The 15,936-nt window shown below is 71.2% G+C and carries 17 protein-coding genes; 15 read left to right on the top strand and 2 right to left on the bottom strand.

The window, feature by feature from the left end; all coding sequences use genetic code 11:
- The first annotated feature begins 175 nt into the window (after positions 1-175).
- From EWH70_RS10870 to EWH70_RS10860, 3 genes are all read left to right on the top strand, one after another.
- Positions 176-1,255, top strand: a complete 1,080-nt coding sequence (locus EWH70_RS10870) for a glycoside hydrolase family 5 protein (protein ID WP_130475202.1) — start codon at positions 176-178, stop codon at positions 1,253-1,255.
- A 73-nt stretch (positions 1,256-1,328) separates the two neighbouring features.
- Positions 1,329-2,237: an aldo/keto reductase gene (locus tag EWH70_RS10865; RefSeq protein ID WP_240686922.1), complete on the top strand. Its 909-nt coding sequence runs from the start codon at positions 1,329-1,331 to the stop codon at positions 2,235-2,237.
- A 79-nt stretch (positions 2,238-2,316) separates the two neighbouring features.
- Positions 2,317-2,940: a hypothetical protein gene (locus tag EWH70_RS10860; RefSeq protein WP_130475201.1), complete on the top strand. Its 624-nt coding sequence runs from the start codon at positions 2,317-2,319 to the stop codon at positions 2,938-2,940.
- On the opposite strand, the gene EWH70_RS10855 is transcribed toward EWH70_RS10860, so the two are convergent.
- On the bottom strand, positions 2,937-3,449 hold the full coding sequence (locus EWH70_RS10855; protein WP_420809054.1) for an NUDIX hydrolase: 513 nt from the start codon (positions 3,447-3,449) through the stop codon (positions 2,937-2,939). The two genes, EWH70_RS10860 and EWH70_RS10855, sit on opposite strands and share 4 nt — an antisense overlap.
- Positions 3,450-3,517: 68 nt before the next feature.
- Between EWH70_RS10855 and dop the strand changes: the two genes are divergently transcribed.
- The 4 genes from dop to prcA all read left to right on the top strand — a co-directional run bounded on the left by dop (position 3,518) and on the right by prcA (position 7,042).
- Complete coding sequence (gene dop / locus EWH70_RS10850) at positions 3,518-5,023, top strand: depupylase/deamidase Dop (protein ID WP_130475200.1); 1,506 nt, start codon at positions 3,518-3,520, stop codon at positions 5,021-5,023.
- Positions 5,024-5,096: 73 nt separating this feature from the next.
- The gene (locus tag EWH70_RS10845; protein ID WP_130475199.1) at positions 5,097-5,291 is read left to right on the top strand and encodes a ubiquitin-like protein Pup; all 195 of its coding nucleotides are present in this window, start codon (positions 5,097-5,099) and stop codon (positions 5,289-5,291) included.
- Between the two features lie 56 nt (positions 5,292-5,347).
- Positions 5,348-6,199, top strand: a complete 852-nt coding sequence (prcB, locus tag EWH70_RS10840) for a proteasome subunit beta (RefSeq protein WP_130475198.1) — start codon at positions 5,348-5,350, stop codon at positions 6,197-6,199.
- 39 nt (positions 6,200-6,238) lie between these two features.
- The gene (gene prcA / locus EWH70_RS10835; RefSeq protein WP_130475197.1) at positions 6,239-7,042 is read left to right on the top strand and encodes a proteasome subunit alpha; all 804 of its coding nucleotides are present in this window, start codon (positions 6,239-6,241) and stop codon (positions 7,040-7,042) included.
- Positions 7,043-7,366: 324 nt separating this feature from the next.
- Here the strand turns inward: prcA and EWH70_RS10830 are convergent, their stop codons facing one another.
- On the bottom strand, positions 7,367-8,743 hold the full coding sequence (locus EWH70_RS10830; RefSeq protein ID WP_420809053.1) for a bifunctional phosphatase PAP2/diacylglycerol kinase family protein: 1,377 nt from the start codon (positions 8,741-8,743) through the stop codon (positions 7,367-7,369).
- A gap of 183 nt (positions 8,744-8,926) precedes the next feature.
- Here EWH70_RS10830 and pafA point away from each other — a divergent pair, with 183 nt between their 5' ends.
- From pafA to EWH70_RS10790, 8 genes are read left to right on the top strand one after another with little or no spacing between them, the layout of a single operon-like run.
- Complete coding sequence (gene pafA / locus EWH70_RS10825) at positions 8,927-10,285, top strand: Pup--protein ligase (RefSeq protein ID WP_130475195.1); 1,359 nt, start codon at positions 8,927-8,929, stop codon at positions 10,283-10,285.
- Positions 10,285-11,316 carry a WD40/YVTN/BNR-like repeat-containing protein gene (locus tag EWH70_RS10820; RefSeq protein ID WP_130475194.1) on the top strand — a complete coding sequence of 344 codons (1,032 nt, stop codon included), beginning with the start codon at positions 10,285-10,287 and terminating at the stop codon, positions 11,314-11,316. The genes pafA and EWH70_RS10820 overlap by 1 nt, the downstream gene beginning before the upstream one ends.
- Before the next feature lie 30 nt (positions 11,317-11,346).
- Positions 11,347-12,330 (top strand): helix-turn-helix transcriptional regulator, encoded by a 984-nt coding sequence (locus EWH70_RS10815; RefSeq protein ID WP_130475193.1) that lies wholly within the window; start codon positions 11,347-11,349, stop codon positions 12,328-12,330.
- A 17-nt stretch (positions 12,331-12,347) separates the two neighbouring features.
- Positions 12,348-13,307 carry a helix-turn-helix transcriptional regulator gene (locus tag EWH70_RS10810; protein WP_420809052.1) on the top strand — a complete coding sequence of 320 codons (960 nt, stop codon included), beginning with the start codon at positions 12,348-12,350 and terminating at the stop codon, positions 13,305-13,307.
- Positions 13,308-13,316: 9 nt separating this feature from the next.
- Entirely contained in the window at positions 13,317-13,535 is a 219-nt protein-coding gene (locus tag EWH70_RS10805) for a bacteriophage holin (protein ID WP_130475191.1), read from the top strand.
- 33 nt (positions 13,536-13,568) lie between these two features.
- Positions 13,569-13,934 (top strand): Sec-independent protein translocase subunit TatA, encoded by a 366-nt coding sequence (tatA, locus tag EWH70_RS10800; RefSeq protein ID WP_130475190.1) that lies wholly within the window; start codon positions 13,569-13,571, stop codon positions 13,932-13,934.
- Between the two features lie 33 nt (positions 13,935-13,967).
- Positions 13,968-14,939: a twin-arginine translocase subunit TatC gene (gene tatC / locus EWH70_RS10795; RefSeq protein WP_240686921.1), complete on the top strand. Its 972-nt coding sequence runs from the start codon at positions 13,968-13,970 to the stop codon at positions 14,937-14,939.
- Entirely contained in the window at positions 14,936-15,814 is an 879-nt protein-coding gene (locus EWH70_RS10790; RefSeq protein ID WP_130475501.1) for a diacylglycerol/lipid kinase family protein, read from the top strand. The genes tatC and EWH70_RS10790 overlap by 4 nt, the downstream gene beginning before the upstream one ends.
- The last annotated feature ends 122 nt before the right edge of the window (positions 15,815-15,936 follow it).

Below are 15,936 nucleotides of genomic sequence, written 5' to 3'. Positions count from 1 at the left end.
CCCGACCTTCGGCTCTTGACTCACGGTGAACCCTTGACGAGCTGTGAGCGCCCTCACTACAGTCCTCTCTCATTAGTAAGGAAACTTTCCTATCTAATTCCGCCGCCAGCGCCCCAGTTCGAGGGTGGACGCGTGCCCGATGCGTGCCCACCCCCGTTTCGGAAGGAGAAGCTGCATGAGATGGGACAGGCTCTGGCGCCGGACAGGAGCGGTGGTGGCCGCGGTGGTGGCCGCGCCCGTGCTGGTCGCCGCCGGTGGTGCGCAGGCCGCCCCGCCGGCCGTTGAGGCGGCTCCCGCCGTCGACGCGGCGGCAGCACCAGCGGCACTGCCGCCGGGCTCACCCGCGGCGGTCAACGGCCAGCTCCGGGTCTGCGGCGTCCGGCTGTGCAACAAGGACGGCAAGGAGATCCAGCTGCGGGGCATGAGCACCCACGGCATCCAGTGGTTCTCCCAGTGCGTGAAGTCCGCTTCGCTGGACGCGCTGGCCACCGACTGGAAGGCCGATGTCCTGCGCATCGCCATGTACATCCAGGAAGGCGGCTACGAGAGCAACCCGCGCAAGTTCACCGACATGGTGCACGGCTACATCGAGGAGGCCACCAAGCGCGGGATGTACGCACTGGTCGACTGGCACCAGCTCACGCCGGGCGACCCGAACTACAACACCTCGCGGGCGAAGACGTTCTTCAAGGAGATCGCCAGCAGGCACAAGAACAAGACCAACATCATCTACGACATCGCCAACGAGCCCAACAAGGTGTCCTGGTCGCGCGTGAAGAGCTACGCCGAGCAGGTCATCCCGGTGATTCGTGCCGAGGACTCGGACAGCCTCGTGCTGGTCGGTACCCACGGCTGGTCGACGTTCGGCCACTCCGACGGCAAGAGCCCGTCCGAGGTGATCAACAACAAGATCAACGCCTCGAACATCATGTACACGTTCCACTTCTATGCCGCCTCGCACAAGGACGACTACCTCAACGTCCTGTCCACTGTGGCCGATCAGGTTCCGGTCTTCGTGACCGAGTTCGGAACCCAGACGGCCTCGGGCGACGGCGGGAACAACTTCTCCCAGTCGCAGAAGTACATCGATCTGATGGCGCGGAAGAAGATCAGCTGGACCAACTGGAACTTCTCCGACGACCACCGCACCGGCGCTGTGTTCAAGTCCGGTACGTGCGCGGGCAACAGCTTCGCGGGCGAGGGTGTGTTGAAGGAAGCGGGCAAGTGGGTGCGTGAGCGCATCCGTAACCGCTGACGGTTCCAGCCCCGCTGACCGCCGATGCCGCACCGGAAGATCCGGTGCGGCATCGGCCGTCTAGGGTCCGGGTGTGGCGGACTACGTTCTCGGGCTGGCCGCGCTGGGCCGGCCCGCCTACATCAACATCGGGCGCGACGGCGCGCTGCCCGCGGACCGCGGCGTCGACGCGATGCGCGCCGCCAGCTGGGAAGTGCTCGACGCGGCCTACGCGGCAGGCATCCGCTGGGTGGACGTCGCCCGCTCCTACGGCAGGGCCGAGGAGTTCCTCGCGGGCTGGCTCGCCGACCGCGGCCACACCGGCGTCCGGGTCTCCAGCAAGTGGGGTTACCGCTACACCGCGGACTGGCGGCCCGACGCCGAGGTGCACGAGGTCAAGGAGCATTCGCTCGGCCGTTTCCGCACGCAGTGGGCGCAGACCCGCGCCCTGCTCGGGCAGGCCGTCTCGGTCTACCAGGTGCACTCGCTGACCCCGGACAGCCCGCTGTTCACCGATCCCCCGCTGCTCGACGCGCTGGCCGGGCTGCGGGCCGAGGGCGTCACGGTGGGTTTCTCCACCTCCGGTCCCGCGCAGGCCGACACCGTGCGCCGCGCGTTCGAGCTGGAATCGGCGGGGGAGCGGGTGTTCAGCCTGGTGCAGTCGACGTGGAACGTGCTCGAACCGTCGGCGGGCGCCGCGCTGGACGAGGCCCACCGCGCGGGAAACACCGTGCTGCTGAAGGAAGTCCTCGCCAACGGCAGGCTGGCCGTCGACCCACCCGCCGCGTTCGCCGCGGCGGCCAGCGACGCGGGCGTCACGCCGGACGCGCTCGCGGTGTGCGCCGCCGCGCGGCAGCCGTTCGCCGACGGCGTCCTGCTCGGGCCGGCCAGTCCCGCGCAGCTCGCCGCGAACCTCGCCGAGACCACCGCCGGCTACCCGGCCGATCTCGCCGAACCGCCCGAGCGGTACTGGGCCACCCGGTCGGCACTGCCGTGGCACTGAACGACTAGGGTCGGTGCCCTCGCGCCGGGTTTCCCGGCGTGTCAAACGGAAAACGCGGAACACCTGAGGGGACCGTTCGGTGCGTCAACGGCAGTTGGTCGTCGTCTCGGCCGTCGCGCTACTTCTGGCGGGCGGCTGCTCGGACCGGCCCAACGACCTGGACACCTACTACGACGACCCGGCGCCCAGCGCACCCGACGAGCCGAAGGCCGTCCCGGTCCAGTCGCCCCCGCCACCGGCGCCCGTCCCACCGCCCGCCGCGCCCGACCGGCTGACCGAAGCCCTGCTCACCGAGGCCGACGTGGCAGGTGAGGGCGTTGAGCGCGCCGCCGCCGACGAGCCGAGCGGGTGCCCTGGGCTTCCGCCCGCCGAGCAGCGCCGGGTGACCGGCTGGCGCTACCCGTCCGGGGCGACGTTCACCCAGCAGGTGCTGGCCTACTCCGGTGACGCCGCTGCCGTCGTCGACCGGGTGCGCTGCGACGACGGCAGCCCGATGACCGTGTCCGTCCCCAGGGGAGCGGACGCGGCGCGCGGCTGGTGCGGCCCGCAGCGGTCGGGTTCGACGCCGTGCACGGTGCTGCTCACCAAGGGCGGCATCGTCTCCGTGCTGTGGGTGGCGGCGGCCAGCCAGGGCCGCTCCGCGGACGCCGCCCGGCGCCTGGCCCCCATCGCCGGCGCGGCACTGGACCGCGCCCGCCCCTAGGCGTCCCGCCGGCGGAACCACTCCAGGATGCCGAGCCTGCCGTCCGGGACGAACCGGCAGGCCGGGTCCTCCGCCCAGCGGCGCAGTTCCTCCAGCGGCAGCCACCGGCCGTCGACGACCTCCTCGGGCTGGTGGACGAACGGCCCGTCCCAGCGCACCTCGAACGCGAAGTTGTGGCAGCGGATCGGTGGCTTGTCGTAGACCAGCGTGAACAGCGGTACCGGTGTGACCCCGCGCACGCCCAGCTCCTCCGCCAGTTCCCTGGCGGCGCACTCGGCCGGGGTCTCACCGGCCGCGACGACCCCGCCCGCCCAGCAGTCGTAGGTGCTCGGGAAGACGTCCTTGCCCGGGGCCCGCAGGTGCACGTACGCCTGCGAGCCGTCGGGGGAGCGGACCAGCACCACCCCGGCGGCATGCCAGAGGCCGAGCGCCCGCACCTGGGCCCGGGTGGCGGTGCCGGTGACCTCGCCCGTCTCGTCGTAGACGGCGACCAGCTCGTCTCCGCTGATGATCTTGCTCCTTCGCTCCCGCGCGCCGCGATACCCGTGTGTCACATGGGACCCGTAGGGTGTGACACATGCGGCGGATCATGGGAACCGAGGTCGAGTACGGCATCGCGGTGCCGGGCGACGCTACGGCCAACCCGGTGTTGACGTCCACCCAGGTGGTGCTGGCCTACGCGGCCGCGGCCGACATCCCCCGGGCCCGGCGTGCCCGGTGGGACTACGAGGTGGAGTCGCCCCTGCGGGACGCCAGGGGCTTCGACCTCGCCGGCCCGGGCGGTCCCGGGCACGACCCGGATGTGGAGGACCTCGGCGCGGCCAACGTCATCCTCACCAACGGCGCGCGGCTCTACGTCGACCACGCGCACCCCGAGTACTCGGCCCCCGAGGTGACCAACGCGCGGGACGCGGTCATCTGGGACAAGGCCGGTGAGCGGGTGATGGAGGAGGCCGCCATGCGGGCGGCCACCGTCCCCGGTCAGCCGGCGCTGCAGCTGTACAAGAACAACGTCGACGGCAAGGGCGCCAGCTACGGCACCCACGAGAACTACCTGATGGCCAGGTCGACGCCGTTCACCGCGGTGATCGCCGGTCTCACGCCGTTCTTCGTGTCCCGCCAGGTGGTCACCGGCTCCGGCCGGGTCGGCATCGGCCCGCAGGGTGAGGAGGCCGGCTACCAGCTGTCGCAGCGCTCGGACTACATCGAGGTCGAGGTCGGGCTGGAGACCACGCTCAAGCGCGGGATCATCAACACCCGCGACGAGCCGCACGCCGACGCCGACAAGTACCGGCGGCTGCACGTGATCATCGGCGACGCCAACCTGTCCGAGTACTCGACCTACATCAAGCTGGGCAGCACCGCCCTGGTCCTGGACATGATCGAGGCCGGGGTGCGGTTCGACGACCTGAAGCTGGACGAGCCGGTCCGGGCCGTCCACCGGATCAGCCACGACCCGACGCTGAAGACGAAGGTCGACGTCGCGGGCGGGCGCAAGTTCACCGGCCTCGACCTGCAGTTCGCCTACCACGAGCGGGCCGCCGAGCATCTGGACAAGCACGGCGGCGACGCCCAGTCCAAGGACGTCCTGCGGGTGTGGGGCGAGGTGCTGGACGCGCTGGCCCGCGACCCGGCGGAGTGCGCCGACCGGCTGGACTGGCCGGCGAAGCTGCGGCTGCTGGAGGGTTACCGGGCCCGCGACCAGCTCGGCTGGGCCGCGCCGCGGCTGCACCTGGTCGACCTGCAGTACTCCGACGTGCGGATGGGCAAGGGCCTGTACAACCGCCTGGTCGCCAGGGGTTCGATGAAACGCCTGGTCACCGAGGAGGAGGTGCAGGAAGCCATCACGACGCCACCGTCGGATACCCGGGCCTATTTCCGGGGCCGCACGCTGGAGAAGTACGCGACGTCGATCGCGGCGGCGTCCTGGGATTCGGTCATCTTCGACGTGGGCCGCGAGTCGCTGGTGCGGATTCCGACGCTGGAGCCGCTGCGGGGCACGAAGGCGCACGTCGGGAAGCTGCTGGACGAGGCCGCGACCGCCGAGGAGCTGGTCGAGGCGTTGACGGGGCCGGCGGAGTGAGGCCCGCTTGGTCGCATCGGATGTCGGGCGGGCTGGGTAGGCTTGAGGGTAACGGCCACACCGGGAGGCGATGATGGCGCAGGAGAAGATCGAGCGGCACGGCGGCGGCGACTCCGACGAGGACGTCGAGGGTGGCGCCCCGGCCGGTCAGGAGCGCCGGGAGAAGCTCGGCGAGGACGTCGACACCATCCTGGACGAGATCGACGACGTACTGGAAGAGAACGCCGAGGACTTCGTCAGGGCGTACGTGCAGAAGGGCGGCCAGTAGCCTGCCCCGCAGTACCCGCGCCCGCTGACCTTCGTTGATGGGAACCACGAGCACGCATGGACAACACGTCGAACCACCTGGGCTCAGCCCTGCCCGCGGCATTTCTGTCGTCGACCACCTCCTCGTTCACCGACTTCCTGCGCGCCCACGCGCCGGATCTGCTGCCCGGGCGCAGGTACTCCGGGCAGGCGGGCAGCGTGGACGTGCCGCACGGCACCACGATCGTCGCCGTCACGTTCGAAGGTGGCGTGCTGATCGCGGGTGACCGCAGGGCCACCACCGGCAACCTGATCGCCCACCGGGAGATGGAGAAGGTCCACGTGACCGACTCCTACTCGGCGGTGGGCATCGCCGGTACCGCGGGGCTGGCGCTGGAGATGGTTCGGCTCTACGCCGTGGAGCTGGCGCACTACGAGAAGCTCGAGGGCGTGTCGCTGTCGCTGGACGGCAAGACCAACAAGCTGGCGATGATGGTGAAGGCCAACCTCGAGGTGGCGATGGCGGGCCTGGCCGTCGTGCCGCTGTTCGTCGGGTACGACACGGAGGTGGACGACCCGAAGCGGGCGGGCCGGATCGTGTCCTACGACGTCAGCGGCGGCCGGTACGAGGAGTACGCCGGTTACCACGCGATCGGCTCCGGTTCGCTGTTCGCCAAGTCGGCGCTGAAGAAGCTCTACGACCCCGACTCCGACGTGGACCGCGCCGTGCGGGTGGCCGTCGAGGCGCTGTACGACGCGGCCGACGACGACACCGCCACCGGCGGGCCGGACCTGGTGCGCCGGGTCTTCCCCACGGTCGTCACGATCACGGCCGAGGAAGGCGCGGTCGCGTTGCCGGAGGAGCAGCTGGCGGCGGTGGCCGAGGCCGTGGTGAACGACCGCGCCGCCCGTCCCGGCCGGCTGGCCTGACCCGATACCCATCCTTCGAGTAGAAGCGGAGCCAACGCTGTGACGATGCCGCTGTACGCCTCACCAGAGCAGTTGATGCGCGAGCGTTCCGAGCTCGCGCGCAAGGGCATCGCCAGGGGCCGGAGTGTCGTCGTGCTCAAGTACGCCGGTGGCGTGCTGTTCGTCGCCGAGAACCCGTCCACGACGCTGCACAAGGTGTCGGAGATCTACGACCGGATCGGTTTCGCCGCGGTCGGCCGCTACAGCGAGTTCGAGAGCCTGCGGCGCGGTGGCATCAAGTACGTCGACCTGCAGGGCTACCAGTACGACCGCCGGGACGTGAACTCCCGCGCGCTGGCCAACGTCTACGCCCAGACCCTGGCGACCATCTTCAGCGAGCAGCTCAAGCCGTACGAGGTGGAGATCTGCGTCGCCGAGGTGGGTGCCGGCCCGGAGACCGACCAGCTGTACCGGCTGACCTACGACGGCTCGATCGTCGACGAGCCGCAGTACGTGGCCATGGGCGGGCAGACCGAGCCGATCAACGCCAAGCTGAAGGACACCTTCGCCGACGGCATGGAACTCGCCGCGGCGGTGGGCGTCGCGGTGGAGGCCCTGCAGGCCAGCTCCAGCGGCAACAACGGTGGCGGCAAGGCCGAGGTGAGCAAGCTGGAGGTCGCGGTACTGGAGCGGTCGCGGCCGCGGCGTGCGTTCCGCCGGATCAACGGTGCCGCGCTGGAGGCGCTGCTGCCCAAGCCGGACAAGGGCGGCAAGGACGGAGACAAGGCCGACGACGGAGACAAGGCCGACGACGCGAAGAAGGCCGGGAACGGCAAGGACTCCGGCGAGTCCGCAAAGGACTGACCGGGTCGGCCGGGGCCGCGAAGCTCGTGAAGGCCACCTTTATTACGTGAGACGTGGTGGAGGTGGCCTTCACGTGGTTGTGCCCGACGCGCGAGGGTCTCGTTCGTGGTGGCCGGTGGGATTGCTGAGCCCGTTGTGCCTGTTGTGCACGCTGTGCTCGCCGAGGCGGCGAGACCCGGGCCGGGATGCGCATGCTCGCAGCCAACGGCACCATCCTGGCGAATCTCGCAACCAAGGTGCCCTTCGCAGCAGCGCCGCGGCCGCGGTCACCGGACTTTGCCGGGCCCCTGACGTGAGAGGTGGTGAAGGTGGCCTTCACGGCATTCAGAGGCGGTAGATGGTCAGCGCGCTGGGGCGGGAGCGGAAGAAGAACTCATTGCCCAGCGGGCCGACCTCGCCGTCGGTGGCGATCCGGCGGTTGCCGCTGAGCAGCCGGATGGTCAGCGTCGGCAGGTCGTACTCGCGGTAGACGTGGCTGGTGCCCAGCGTGTTGGTGATGGTCGCCAGGATGAACCGCAGCCGCGAGTACGGCACGTCCGCGCGCAGGTACCGGATGTCCAGCAGGCCGGTGTCCAGCGCGGGCCGGCGGGACGGGACGAACCCCTTGGGCAGGTACGGGCTGTTGCCCACGAACAGCCACCAGATGGACGTCTTCTTGCCGTTGAGCACGACGTCGATCGGCTTGGCCCTGCGCAGGCTGCGGACCAGGGCGATGACCGCCGCGGGCCACTTCGGCAGCTTGTCCTGCAGTTTCTCGCGGATGCGGACCATCTCCGGGTAACCGCCGATGCTGGCGGTGTTGACGAACCACCGCCGCTCGGTGCCGCCGCTGCCGGTGATGCTCACCTCGCCGAGGTCGATGCCGACGGCCGCACCCGCCTCGGTGGCGGCGTCGGCGTCGGGCATGGACTTCACGCCGACGTCGCGGGCGAAGTGGTTGAGCGTGCCCGCCGGGATGAGCGCCAGCGGGAGGTCGTAGTCGGCCGCGACCGAGGCGACCGCCGCGACGGTGCCGTCACCGCCTGCCACGCCCAGCGCCCGCACGGTGCCGCGCCGCTCGATCTCCTCGGCCAGTTGCCTGCGGATGTCCTTGCCGGGGTCGGGGTAGACCAGCGTGGCCTTCGGCCAGGCGTAGCGGACCTCCTCGGTCGGGTCGAAGGTCACGGTCCCCGAACCGGGGTTGACCAGCGCCAGCATGTCCTCGCCGTCGCGCATGAACGGTGCCTCGGCGCGGTGCTCGGTGTCGGCGGGGACGTCGGGGTGCAGCGGCCACCAGTGCCGGGTCGCCAGCGCCGACCCGATGCCGATCAGCGCCCCGGTGCCGACGTCGCTGGGCCAGTGGACCCCGGTGTGCACCCTGGAGTAGGCCACCGCGGCCGCCACCGGGATGACGAACAGGCCGGCCCGGGGCGACTCCATGGTCACGGCGGTGGCGAACGCGGCCGCCGACGCGGCGTGCCCGGACGGGAACGACGACGAGGTGGGCCTGCGCTCCAGCCTGCGGTGCTCGGGTACCTCCTCGGCCGCGGGCCTGCGGCGGGGGAACAGCGGCTTGCCGATGAGGTTGGCCGTGGCGCTGGCTCCGGCGATGGCGGCGACACCCCGCATCGCGCCCCGCCGGGTGGCGCCCTTCTTGGTGGTCAGCGCCGCCGCGACCAGCCACCACAGCTTGCCGTGGTTGGCCGAGCGGGTCAGGACCATGAGGACGTTGTCGGCCACGGTGGGGGGCAGTTGCGCGCTGCGCCGCACCAGCTCCCGGTCGGTCGCGCCGACCTGCCGGAGGGGGCGCTTGATGTGCCTGAACACAAGGTGCAACGTAACCGACGCAACGCCGACGCCCGAACGGCGCACCGTCTCTGGGCCGGTTACGCCTACTCTTGTGACATGCAGCGGCGGATCTTTGGCATCGAGACGGAGTTCGGCGTCACCTGCACCTTCCACGGGCAGCGCAGGTTGTCGCCGGACGAGGTGGCCAGGTACCTGTTCCGGCGCGTGGTGTCCTGGGGCAGGTCGTCCAACGTCTTCCTGTCCAACGGCTCCCGCCTGTACCTCGACGTGGGCTCGCACCCCGAGTACGCGACGGCCGAGTGTGACGACCTGACCCAGCTGGTCACCCACGACAAGGCGGGGGAGCGGATCCTGGAGGATCTGCTGGTCGACGCGGAGCGGCGGCTCGGCGACGAGGGCATCGGCGGCGACATCTTCCTGTTCAAGAACAACACCGACTCGGCGGGCAACTCCTACGGCTGCCATGAGAACTACCTGGTGACCAGGGCAGGGGAGTTCTCCCGGATCGCCGACGTGCTGCTGCCGTTCCTGGTGACCCGGCAGCTGGTGTGCGGCGCGGGCAAGGTGCTGCAGACGCCCCGCGGTGCCGTGTACTGCCTGTCCCAGCGTGCGGAACACATCTGGGAGGGTGTGTCCAGCGCCACAACCCGCTCGCGGCCGATCATCAACACCCGCGACGAGCCGCACGCCGACGCCGAGCGCTATCGCAGGCTGCACGTGATCGTCGGCGACTCGAACATGGCCGAGCCGACGACGCTGCTGAAGGTCGGGTCGGCGAACCTGGTGCTGGAGATGATCGAGCAGGGTGTCCAGTTCCGGGACTTCACCCTGGACAACCCGATCCGCGCGATCCGGGAGATCAGCCACGACCTCACCGGCCGCAGGCAGGTCCGGCTGGCCGGCGGCCGGGAGGCCTCGGCGCTGGAGATCCAGCGCGAGTACTACTCCCGCGCCGTGGAGCACGTGCGCACCAACGGTTCGGGGCCGACCGCGGAGCGGGTCATCGAGCTGTGGGGCCGCGCCCTGGACGCCGTCGAGGAGCAGGACTTCAGCAAGATCGACACCGAGATCGACTGGGCGATCAAGCACCGGCTGGTCGAGCGCTACCGGTCCAAGCACGACCTGGACCTGTCCAGCCCGCGGATCGCGCAGCTCGACCTGGCCTACCACGACATCCGCCGCGGCCGGGGCATCTTCGACCTGCTGCAGCGCAAGGGCCTGGTGCGCAGGGTGACCGACGACGGCGAGATCGAGCTGGCCAAGGACACCCCGCCGCAGACCACCCGCGCCAAGCTGCGTGGTGACTTCATCGCCGCCGCGCAGGCCGCGCAGCGCGACTTCACCGTCGACTGGGTGCACCTGAAGCTGAACGACCAGGCGCAGCGCACCGTGCTGTGCAAGGACCCGTTCCGCTCGGTGGACGAGCGGGTCGAGCGCCTGATCAGCTCGTTGTGATGCGCCGGCTGACCGCGCTGGTCGCGGCCGCGTTGCTGGTCGCCACCGCGGCTCCGGCCGCCGCGGACCGGGGACCGTCCTGGCGGTTGACCCCGACCGGCGTGACCGCGCAGCTGCGCGGGCTGTCCGCGGTCAGCGGGACGGTCGCGTGGGCAGGCGGCAGCGGCGGCACCGTGCTGCGGACGGTCGACGCGGGCCGTAGCTGGCAGCGGGTCGGCCCGCCGGATACGGCGACGCTGGACTTCCGCGACGTGCAGGCCTTCGACGCGCACAGCGCCGTGGTGCTGTCCATCGGTCCCGGTGACGCGTCGCGCATCTACCGCACCCGCGACGGCGGCGCCTCCTGGGACCTGGTGTTCCGCAACGCCGAGCCTGCCGCGTTCTACGACTGCATGGCGTTCTTCGACGACCGGCGCGGCCTGGCCATGAGCGACCCGGTGGACGGCCGGTTCCGGGTGCTCACCACGGGCGACGGCGGCCGCAGCTGGCAGGTCGTCCCGCCGGAGGGCATGCCGCCCGCCCTGCCCGGTGAGGCCGGGTTCGCCGCGAGCGGCCAGTGCGTGGCGACCGAGGGGCGCGACGCCGCGTGGATCGCCACCGGGGGCGGCGAACGGGCCCGGGTGCTGCGTTCCGGCGACGCCGGCCGCACCTGGACCGCGGTCGACACCCCGCTGCTGAGCAGCCAGTCCGCCGGCGTGTTCGCCGTGGCGTTCCGCGACCGCGGGCACGGCCTGGCCATCGGCGGCGACTACGCCCGGCCTGCCGAGGTGGTGCCCGCACTGGCCGTGTCCGGCGACGGTGGCCGCAGCTGGCGGCAGCCCGCGCAGGCACCGCGTGGCTACCGGTCCGGCCTGTCCTGGCTGGGTGGCACGGCGATCGCCGTCGGCCCGACGGGCAGCGACCTGAGCCGCGACGGCGGCCGGACCTGGCGCTCGTTCGACACCGGCAGCTTCGACACCGTCGACTGCACCGCCCGCGGGGCGTGCTGGGCGTCGGGCGCGGGTGGGCGCGCGGCGACGTTGGTGCGCTGAACTCCGATGCCCCTCAGCTAGGCTGGGCGGGTGTCCACTGCCCGCGCCGAACGGCTGGTCAACCTCGTGCTGGCCCTCCTGTCCACGCGGCAGTACCTGCCCGCGGAACGGATTCGCGGGATCGTGCCGGGGTACGCCGACGCCACCAGCGACGAGGCGTTCTTCCGTATGTTCGAGCGGGACAAGACCGAGCTGCGGGAGCTGGGCATCCCGCTGGAGACGGGTCGCAACTCGTCCTTCGACTCGATCGAGGGCTACCGGATCGCCCGCCGCGACTACGAGCTGGGCGAGATCGAACTGGCCCCGGACGAGGCGGCCGCGGTCGGGCTGGCCGTCCGCCTGTGGGACTCGCCCGAACTGACCGGGCAGGCCAGGGGTGCGCTGGTGAAGCTGCGGGCGGCGGGCGTCGAGGTCGACCAGAGCGCGCAGCCCGTCGTGGAGCCGCGGGTCCGTACCGAGCCCGCGTTCTCGCCGCTGCTGGCGGCCGTGCAGGACCGGCGGGTGGTGCGGTTCGAATACCGCCGCAGCGGGTCGCCGGAGCGGATGACCCGCACTGTCGAGCCGTGGGGTGTGGTGTCCTGGCGGGCCCGCTGGTACCTGGTCGGCCACGACCGGGACCGGGCGGCGCCGCGGTGCTTCCGGCTGTCCCGCATCATCGGCGACGTCCGCTCGGCCGGCCGGGCGGGTGAGGTACGCAGGCCGGACAACGTGAACCTGCTGGAGCTCGTCGCGGGCACCGGCGACCGCGAGACCGGGCCGGCATCGACGGCGAAGGTGTGGGTGGCCAAGGACCGCGCCCACGGTGTGCGGCGCCAGGCCAGGCACGTCGGCGCCCGTACGGTGGCCGGTGTCGCCGGCGACGTGATGGAGATCGACCTGCGGTTCCCGGAGGGCGCGGCCGACTGGATCGCCGGCCACGCGCCCGACGTGCTCGTCCTGGAGCCGGACGTGCTGGCCAAGGCGGTGCGGCACCGGCTGGAGCTGATCGTGCACGGTGCTGGGGTGACGGCGTGAACAGTGCGTCCCAGCGCATGCCCCGCCTGCTCGCACTGGTGCCGTACCTGCTGGCCAGGCCGGGCATCGGCATCGAGGAGGCGGCACGGGACTTCGAGGTCACCCCGAAACAGCTGCGCAAGGATCTCGAGCTGCTCTGGATGTGCGGCCTGCCCGGCTACGGCCCGGGTGACCTCATCGACCTGTCCTTCGAGGACGAGAGCGTCACCGTCACCTACGACGCCGGGATGCGCAGGCCGTTGCGGCTCACCGGCGGCGAGGCGACCGCCCTGCTGGTGGCGCTGCGGGCGCTGGCCGAGACGCCGGGCGTCGTCGACACCGACGCCGTACGCAGGGCCATCGCCAAGATCGAGGCGGCGGCGGGGGAGGCCCGCCCGTCCGGCGTCGTCGTCGGGCTGAACGTGCGCGAGGCCGAGACCACGGCCCGCACCCGCGGCACGCTCCAGCAGGCACTGCGGGATGGTCGCGCCGTGCACATGCGTTACTACACCGCGTCAAAGGACCAGGTCACCGAGCGTACGGTCGACCCGATGCGGCTGGTCATCATCCAGGCGTTCAGCTACCTGGAGGCTTGGTGCCGCCGTGCCGAGGGCGTCCGGCTGTTCCGGCTGGACCGCATCGACGAGCTGACCGTGCTCGACGAGCCGGCGTCCGTGCCGTCGAACGCCGAGCCTGCCGACATCAGCGAGGGCGCGTTCCGGGAGCGGCCGGAACAGCAGGTGGCCGAGCTGGTCCTGGACCCCGACGTCCGGTGGGCTGCCGAGTACTACCCGTGCGAGGAGCTGGCCGAACTGCCCGGCGGCCGGTTGCGGGTACGCATGCGGTACGGCGACGAGTCCTGGATGACCCGCCTGGTGCTGGGCCTGGGCGGGTCGGCGACCGTGGAGCGTCCGGCGGAGCTGGCGTCGGCCGTTCGTCGCAAGGCGGCCGACGCGCTGGAGCGGGCACGTCACCTGGCGGCCACCTCGGAACAGTAAGCTGACCGCGTGTCGTACCTGCCGAGCATTGCGCTCGCCGTCGCCGGGCTCGTCCTGCTCGTCGTCCTGCTGATTCGTCTGGTTCGAGGCTTGCGTGCACTTCGCCGTACCAGCAGCATGGTGGCTACGGATGCCAGTGACCGGGCAGGGTTGCTGCGTGCCCGCTACGCCGCCGTGCGCGTCGCCGTGACGCAGCGGTGGCCTTCGCGCGGTGCGCCGGCGAAGTAATATCGAACCCGAACGAGTGAGGAGGCCACAGATATGGGTGCACTGCAGCCGTGGCACTTGATCATCCTGGTCCTGGTCGTCGTGATCCTGTTCGGCGCCAAGCGGCTTCCCGACGCGGCCCGGTCGATCGGCAAGTCCATGAAGATCTTCAAGGCCGAGACCAAGGACATGCGCAACAAGGAGGAGGGCGAGCAGCCGCCCGCCGAGCCCACCGCGCCGACGGTGCAGGCCGAGGCCAAGCAGATTCCCGCCACCCCGGCGCCGGCGCCTGCCCCCGCGCCGAGTGACCAGGCCACCAGCAAGCAGGTCGAGGACCTGCAGCGGCAGCTGGACGAGCTGAAGAAGCAGCAGGCCGCCACCCCGGCCGAGCAGGCGCAGAAGAACGCCAACGCGGGCTGATCAGCGGCAGAGCACAGCAGAAACGGACCTGTAGTGGCGGACCCGAAACCGGAGACCCGTCGCGGGAAGCGGCGCAAGCGCAGCCGGCGACACAACCCCGACGGCACGATGACGCTCATCGAGCACATCTACGAGTTCCGGCGCCGGCTGGGCTATGCCCTTCTCGCGATCGTCGTGGGTGGCATCTTCGGGTTTTTCTGGTTCGCCCATCGGCTGGGGCCGATCCCGTCGCTCGGTCAGATCATCCTGGCGCCCTACTGCGCACTGCCGGTCAGCAGCGAGGGTCGGGTCTCGCTGGAGGCTGGAGCCTGCACGCTGCTCCAGACTCAGCCGTTCGAAGCCTTCATGATCCGGTTGAAGGTGGGTATCGCCGCGGGCATGGTGCTGGTCGCGCCGGTGTGGTTGTACCAGTTCTGGGCGTTCATCGCGCCGGGGCTGTACTCGAAGGAGCGCAAGTACGCGCGTATCTTCGTCGGCTTCGCCAGCATCTTGTTCGCGGCCGGTGCCTACCTGGCGTTCATCCTCATCCCCGGTGCCCTGGGTCTGTTGATCGGCTTCGGCGGTGACTCGTTCTCGACCGCGCTGGCCGGTGACCGCTACATCTCGTTCGTCCTGTCCTTGCTGATCATCTTCGGTGTCAGCTTCGAGCTGCCGCTGCTGGTGGTCATGCTGAACCGGGTCGGCGTGCTCAAGTACGAGATGCTGAAGAAGTGGCGCCGCGGCATCATCTTCGGCCTGTTCGTGTTCGCCGCGTTCGCCACGCCCGGCAACGACCCGATCTCCATGCTGGCGCTGGCCGGTGCGCTGACCGTGCTGTGCGAGCTGGCCATCCAGGTCGCCCGGATCCACGACCGGCGCAAGGCGCGGGAACGCAAGGCCGAGGGCATCGAGGATCTCGCCGACGACGAGGCGGCACCGTTCGAGTACACGCCCACCACGATCGACGGCGAGGAAGCCAAGCCGGCCAAGCCAGCGGCCAAGTCCGGCACCGAGGACGTCACCTGACCCGCGCGGCGCTCGCCGTGCACCCCGACTCCGGTCACGGCGCGGCCGCCAGGGTGGCCGGACGGGTCGCGGAGCGGCTGCGGGCGGGAGTGACCCACCTGGAGCTGGTCGCGGCCAACACCGTCGAGGAGTCCCGCGCCCTGATGACCGGCGCCCGCGCGCGTGGGCTCGACCTGCTGGTCGTGCTCGGCGGTGACGGCGCGGTCCACCAGGCGGTGCAGTTCTGCGCCGCCCACGACGTGGCGCTCGGCGTGGTCCCCGCCGGTACCGGCAATGACCTGGCCAGGGCACTCGGCGTGCCGGATGACCCGCTGGCGGCCGCCGACGGCGTGGTCGCCGCTCTGGCCGGTGGTGCCGCCCGCCGGATCGACCTGGGCCGGGTCGGCGACACCTGGTTCGGCACGGTCTTGTGCGCGGGGTTCGACGCGCTGGTCAACGAGCGGGCCAACCGGATGAGCTGGCCGTCCGGGCCGCGCCGCTACGACCTGGCGATCCTCGCCGAACTGGCGTCTTTCCGGACCCGGCCGCTGACCGTGCTGACCGACGACGGCGACCTGGAGCTGGAGGCGACCCTGGTCGCCGTCGGCAACACGCCGTTCTACGGCGGTGGTGTCCCGATCTGCCCGGCCGCCGACCCCGCCGACGGCCTGCTCGACGTCACGCTGGTGGGCAGGGCGGGCAGGCGGGAGCTGCTGCGGATGCTGCCGAGCCTGCGGGCCGGGCGGCACGTCGATCACCCCGCCGTCCGCACGCTGCGGGCCCGCGCGGTGCGCCTGGACGGCACCGACTGGCCGGTCTACGCCGACGGCGAGCCGCTGGGCAGGCTGCCGGTGGAGATCGGCTGCGTGCCCAAGGCCCTGTCGCTGGTCGGCTGACGCGCCCGGGTCACGCCGGGCCGTCAAGGCCTGGTCTCGAGCGTAGAACTCGCGTCAGTGTCAGGGTGGGTGTGCCGCTGTTGCGGTGGTGGGGATCCTGGCGGGGTGGTGGTCTGGCTCGA

The organism is Amycolatopsis suaedae, from assembly GCF_004214935.1.
Classification (GTDB): Bacteria; Actinomycetota; Actinomycetes; order Mycobacteriales; family Pseudonocardiaceae; genus Amycolatopsis; species Amycolatopsis suaedae.
This window is presented reverse-complemented; position numbering and strand designations above follow the sequence as displayed.

Bases quoted from the DNA above. Each gene is read 5' to 3' on its own strand.
- pafA (WP_130475195.1), top strand. From the start codon at position 8,927: ATGCAGCGGCGGATCTTTGGCATCGAGACGGAGTTCGGCGTCACCTGC.
- prcB (WP_130475198.1), top strand. From the start codon at position 5,348: ATGGACAACACGTCGAACCACCTGGGCTCAGCCCTGCCCGCGGCATTT.
- EWH70_RS10870 (WP_130475202.1), top strand. From the start codon at position 176: ATGAGATGGGACAGGCTCTGGCGCCGGACAGGAGCGGTGGTGGCCGCG.
- tatA (WP_130475190.1), top strand. From the start codon at position 13,569: ATGGGTGCACTGCAGCCGTGGCACTTGATCATCCTGGTCCTGGTCGTC.
- EWH70_RS10845 (WP_130475199.1), top strand. From the start codon at position 5,097: ATGGCGCAGGAGAAGATCGAGCGGCACGGCGGCGGCGACTCCGACGAG.
- dop (WP_130475200.1), top strand. From the start codon at position 3,518: ATGCGGCGGATCATGGGAACCGAGGTCGAGTACGGCATCGCGGTGCCG.
- EWH70_RS10820 (WP_130475194.1), top strand. From the start codon at position 10,285: ATGCGCCGGCTGACCGCGCTGGTCGCGGCCGCGTTGCTGGTCGCCACC.
- EWH70_RS10830 (WP_420809053.1), bottom strand. From the start codon at position 8,743: ATGGTCCTGACCCGCTCGGCCAACCACGGCAAGCTGTGGTGGCTGGTC.
- EWH70_RS10810 (WP_420809052.1), top strand. From the start codon at position 12,348: ATGCCCCGCCTGCTCGCACTGGTGCCGTACCTGCTGGCCAGGCCGGGC.